Source organism: Stenotrophomonas sp. 05L44_2, assembly GCF_056665995.1.
Window position 1 is genome coordinate 1 of record NZ_JBFTNR010000247.1, and the last position, 5,189, is coordinate 5,189.

Annotated in this window: 6 protein-coding genes; 5 read left to right on the forward strand and 1 reads right to left on the reverse strand. The window is 61.9% G+C overall.

Features of this window, described 5'->3' with window-relative positions:
• From AC1VAN_RS10375 to AC1VAN_RS10390, 4 genes are all read left to right on the forward strand, one after another.
• Window positions 1–286: TonB family protein (locus AC1VAN_RS10375; RefSeq protein WP_480985753.1), on the forward strand; the 286-nt coding region annotated here is incomplete at its 5' end.
• 78 nt (window positions 287–364) lie between these two features.
• The gene (locus AC1VAN_RS10380) at window positions 365–1,999 is read left to right on the forward strand and encodes a hypothetical protein (RefSeq protein ID WP_442251588.1); all 1,635 of its coding nucleotides are present in this window, start codon (window positions 365–367) and stop codon (window positions 1,997–1,999) included.
• Between the two features lie 622 nt (window positions 2,000–2,621).
• Window positions 2,622–2,990: a hypothetical protein gene (locus AC1VAN_RS10385; protein ID WP_442251587.1), complete on the forward strand. Its 369-nt coding sequence runs from the start codon at window positions 2,622–2,624 to the stop codon at window positions 2,988–2,990.
• A 99-nt stretch (window positions 2,991–3,089) separates the two neighbouring features.
• Window positions 3,090–3,440, forward strand: a complete 351-nt coding sequence (locus AC1VAN_RS10390) for a hypothetical protein (RefSeq protein WP_442251586.1) — start codon at window positions 3,090–3,092, stop codon at window positions 3,438–3,440.
• A 483-nt stretch (window positions 3,441–3,923) separates the two neighbouring features.
• Here the strand turns inward: AC1VAN_RS10390 and AC1VAN_RS10395 are convergent, their stop codons facing one another.
• Window positions 3,924–4,409, reverse strand: coding sequence for a very short patch repair endonuclease (locus tag AC1VAN_RS10395; protein WP_478017882.1), 486 nt, complete (start codon window positions 4,407–4,409; stop codon window positions 3,924–3,926).
• 17 nt (window positions 4,410–4,426) lie between these two features.
• Here AC1VAN_RS10395 and AC1VAN_RS10400 point away from each other — a divergent pair.
• Window positions 4,427–5,189: DNA cytosine methyltransferase (locus AC1VAN_RS10400; RefSeq protein ID WP_480985754.1), on the forward strand; the 763-nt coding region annotated here is incomplete at its 3' end.

Here is a 5,189-nt window from a genome sequence, read left to right on the forward strand (position 1 = left end):
GCTTCCGGCACTCCCACCGCCAAAGGTACTGACTTCCCCCGCCCCGCACGTTCCGCCAGATGCAGCGCCTCTGCCACACCCGGCGGAGACGATCCTCGTGGTGGACATCGGCACCGAAGGGCAAGTGCGCAGCGTGATGGTTGCGCGGTCAACATACATGCGGGAATTGGATCGTGTGGCGCTGGATGCGCTCCAACAGTGGCGCTTCGAGCCTGTCGTGCACGACGGTTCGGCCATCGCGGTGCGTGCGCGGGTCCGCGTGATATTTGAGGCGCGCGGGCGTTGATTCCCACAAACCCCTGAATCTCTCAAGAATCCTGGAAGGCGGCCGCTATTGCCGTTCGAGCGTCCTTTCGAGATTCCGATGAGCACCGAGTACAGCACGCCGCCTGCACAGGCCGTCACCATCAATCCCATGCGACTGCCAAACACCCTGCATCTCGCGCTGGGTGCATTTGCGCTACTGTTCGGCCTCATCCTGCTGCTCAGCGTTACCAATGCCGATCAGGTTCGCAGCATGGGCATCGGTGCCATCGGGCGCTTGGTCACCGGCATCACGCTGCTGCTGTTCGGTGGCGTGCACATCCGCGAGGCCATGCGCTATTTCCGCTTCACCGTTGTACCCGGTGATTCGGGGCTGATTGCCCTGCCCAGCGGCGAATCCGAGCATCGCAACTACCTGCTCAACGTCATCAACAACGGCATTCCGGTGCGGCAGCGCCCCTCGGGTGCGCTGCTGTCCATGTTCTATGGCCTGGTTCCGCAGTTGATCAACGCGCCACCTACCATCCGCTGGCACGCYGAGCTGCAGCTGCAGCGGGCAATCTACCTGGCCGCGGTGCTGGTCAGCTTCGGCCTGGCGTGGGTCTTTGCGCAGCCAACCGCCTTCGCGTGGATGGCGGGCTTCTATTTCATTGTCTCGGTGGTGCTGCTGCGCCCGTTCGCAACGTTGTCGGCCATTCGCAAGGGCGCCTTGGATGCGGCCAGCAACAACGTTCCCGCACCGCGCTGGCCGGCCATCGTCACGCTGCTGCTGGTCTCCATTGCCGGGCCGCTGGCCATCACGCTTTCGCCGGTACAGGTACCCGTCCCGCCGTTCGCGGTTTCCACGGTCGTGCTGCCCACCCTCGCTGTGCTCGGTAGCGGCCTCATTGCCAGCGCGCTGTTCACAGTCGCACTGATCTCCCAGACGGGCAGCTACAGCGCGTCGGCAGCACGGCATATCGTGGATGAGAAGATGCAGATGGCAGACCTCAGCGGCGGCCTCCTGCTGCGGCTTTCCAGCCGCATTCCGCAGCCTCATCATCGCTATGTGCATGAGCACAACGTCAGCAAGGACACCTTCGATGGCGAACTGCTGGTGGAAGAAGAACCGAGCGTACGTGCAGACCAGAGCGCGTCGGGGCTGATCTCGGCATTCCGTGCTGCATGGCAGTCGCCCAGCCAGCAACCACTGCTGGCGCTGGGGCTGTTCGGCCTGCTGCTGGGCGTTGTGGGGGTGGTGCTGGCCTTTGTGTATGCGCGCAGCAGCGGCAACGCGATGGTCGGCCTGGTGGCACTGGCCTTCGTCGCGTCTGCACAGTTTGCGATGGCATCGGCACACAAGCTGTGGAATCGCGTCGATTTCCAATCCACGCTGTACCGCATCCGCTACGTCGGCACCTATCATCGCGGCCAGCGGGTGGCGGGCAATGCGTACGCGGGCAACGGCACGCTGGCCGAGGGCGCGGTGCGCTTCGGACCAACCCGGGTGGAGGTATGCGTGGCCCAGGTGACCTCCGTGGCGTTCATGCACGGTGGCGCGCGGCATCTGACTGCCGTGGATCTGCAGCACGATGCCAGCAATGCAGTGATTGGCGTGATGCAGGACTACGCTCGCGAAGCGCAGGACTGCGCCAACCAGTTCTACGCACAGGAGCACCAGGTGCGCGAGGTGATGAACCATGGCAGCCGCCCGCCGGAGCTGCCGCGCACGCGGCACCCCATGGCTGAGACCTGAGCCATCCACTCCTCCGCGCTGCTTCGGGGCAGGCGGAGGAGGTCTGGGGCGGCCGCGGGGACACGTGTTTCGGGACTACTTTGGCCTGCACGCCAATGCTTTATGGCCGCGACAGATTGTTGAGCGACGCATCTGAGTGGTGACGCTTTCGTCCTGCTCCCTGCCCTGCATCTCTGAACGATCTGTCGCGATTGGAACGGCGCCACGCGCCGAACCGTGCGTTGATACGCGGATACAAGGGACACCTTAACTTCCGCCGAAACCGCTGCCCCGCAATCGATTCGCTACGTAGCGGCCATGCGACAATGCCGTAAGCGTCAGCACTTGCGGCCTCAATGGCCTGCGACTTCTTGGCATTTGGCATCTGCGCGGGTACATCTTGGCGTGCCACCGAGCACCGGTGGCGCGGGCCTCGAAAACCCGTCTGAATACCCAGTGCTTTGCGCTTGTCAGTCGGCGTCATCTTCGGATGGCGCCGGCTGGCAATCCGTTCGCGTTCCATGGCGGGCGGTGCGTGGGGGCCTTCGGGCCCGCCGGCTTGGGTATTCACCGGTTTTCGAGCCACGCATCGTCCGCCACCTCTATCGGTGGCGCTGCTGTCTGTCCTGTACGGAGCATTGCCATGAACACATCGGATTTCCGTTCCCTGCACGCGCATTACGATCCGGACAACACCGACGCCGAGCGCGAACTGTCCGTCGATCCCAACGCCTTTGTCGCCACGCTGCATCGCATCGGTACCGGTGCGGCGGCGGATGGCCAGCCTTGGCCAGAGCGGCATCAATTGCCTGGGCGCTGTCTTGAACTGGCAGATGCGGATTGCGCGCTGGCGGGGCTGCGCGTGGTGCAGGAGGTGCTGTTGGCTGCGGAGCGCACGCGGCAGAACGGCGCGCCTGAGGAGTACCTGGGGGACCGGGTGATGGAAGGGTTGATGATGGCGTGCGTGGGGCTGACTGCGCAGGTGATTGAGCGGTTACGGGTTCGGGAGTAGCCCGGATGGGCTCGGGCATCTGCCGCCACGCTGCGGGCTGCTGACGCGTTGTCGCGTCCCGCTCGCCTTGTTGTCCGTCAGCTATTTGTAGAGCTTCCAATGAGGCTTGTGATCTATGCCGTTGTCCTGCTGACGATACTGTCTGCGGTGATCGCCAACTGGTTTGTGCCCAGGATTGGGCTGAACCTGTGGACGCTGCGAAAGGTGTCTGATGCCGAGTTCGCTGTCATGCGCGAGGACGCCGTGCGGCTGGTACGCGGGGGCGTGGTGCGGGACGCGTGGCACCCAGGGAAGAGGTACTTCGTGGTCAGTTGCCACGGCACGCCTGTAATGTTGGTGGACAACTCGATGGAGCAGCTTAGGATTGTGCTGTTTGCGGACAGGTGGATTGATGTTCCGTGCGCTGTGCCGCTGATGTTGCATTGGAGTGGGCGGATTTTGGGGGAATAGTGATCCTCAACCTGAGTGCGTGAGCATGCTAGACAAGCTCCCGTCCGGCCTCCCCCTATGAACACCCACAACGCGAGTGATTTGGCCGTCCCGGCAAGTTAGACGCCCACGTGACCCGCCTATCTTCCTGCTCACGAGGTCGGTGAAGTCGGAGCCGACCAAGCTCCAGCAAGGCTCTGGAGACGCCTGCCCGGCTTGCCTTCGGCTGCCCAAAGCGAGCGGTCATGGAGTACCAGCACCTGACTCCTGCGGCGCAGGCATTCGGCGCCCCCGCTCTGACAGCCCTGCGCTACTAAAGAATCTGCGATAGGGGCTTCCACCCTGGTATGATTCCGTCAGGCGTCGGGGGGCGCGGCTCAGACATTCAGAGTGGAGCACTGAACCCTGCCGCAGACAGATTGGGGCCGGCATCTTGGATCAAAAGCGACCACCCTTTCTGAACGCGAAAATGAACAAGGGAATGGTCGTAGGCAGATGGATTTTTCACGGTTGACCGCTATCCAAGTCTCCACAGATTACTGTGCCGTCGCTGGCCAGGATCTCTATTTCCTTGCGATCACTGGATATCCACTCCGAAAGGCGATCACTCGCGACACTCGAGTCGAGTCGGATAGCGCACTCCCATACAACTGCCACGCGCCAGCTCATGTCCAGAAGCGCCCCTACTACCGCCAGGTCGCGCTGCCGATTGGCGGAGAGCTTTGCATCCCAGAAGCCTGCTCGTGTCTTCGGAAGTCTGAAGAAAGGGCAACCCTCATGGCGATGCCAGAAGCACCCGTGAACGAACACTGCAGCCTTCCATTTCGGAAGCACAAGGTCAGGCTTTCCTGCGAGGCCCTTCGTATGAAGTCGAAAGCGGAAGCCGCGCGCCCAAAGGTGCCTTCGGACAGTGACCTCCGGCTTGGTGTTCTTGGCCCTGATTCTCGACATCAGTGCTGATCGAACAGCCGGGCTCATCACATCAACCATCTAGCAGAGACTCCGTCTTGACCGCAGTACGTAAGCCCATCGGTGTAATTGACATCTTTGCCGGCCCCGGTGGCCTCGGCGAAGGGTTCAGCAGCTTCAAGCCCGAAGAAGGTGCCAAGTACCCCTTCGAACTCGCGGTATCCGCTGAAATGGAGAAGTCTGCGCACTCGACTCTCCGTCTCAGGGCCTTCTATCGCTTGCTCATCCGGCAGGAAGGCCAGGTCCCGCGAGAGTACTACGACTATCTGGATGAAATTGCGAAGGGCGAGGCCCTTCCTCCGGCAGCACATTTCGGAAACGGTCGATGGAGTGACCTGTGGGCTGAAGCCGAGAGCGAGGCGCTCAACCTCACCCTGGGAGAAGAACGGGACAATCAGGCCCTCTATTCACGGATCAACGAGGTCAAGGATCAGTACGAAAAGATGATCCTCATCGGAGGCCCCCCGTGCCAGGCTTATTCCGTCGTGGGCCGGGCTCGCCAGCGGCATGTGGAGGGATTCTCCTCAAAAGGGGACAAGAAGCATTTCCTCTACAAGCAGTACCTGGGTCTTCTTGACGAGTTCTCCCCCGCTGTCTTCATCATGGAGAACGTCAAGGGAATCCTGACTTCCAAGGTTGGCAACAAGGAGATGTTCGCTGCAATCATGCGCGATCTCTCCGACCCTGCTGCAGCCCTGAAAAGGGAAAAGAAGGGGGGAAAGAACGGGTATCGCTATGTGCTTCTTCCTATCCACGTTGAGGCGAATCAGAAGCGGACCAGCGAACTTGTCGCGGAGGATC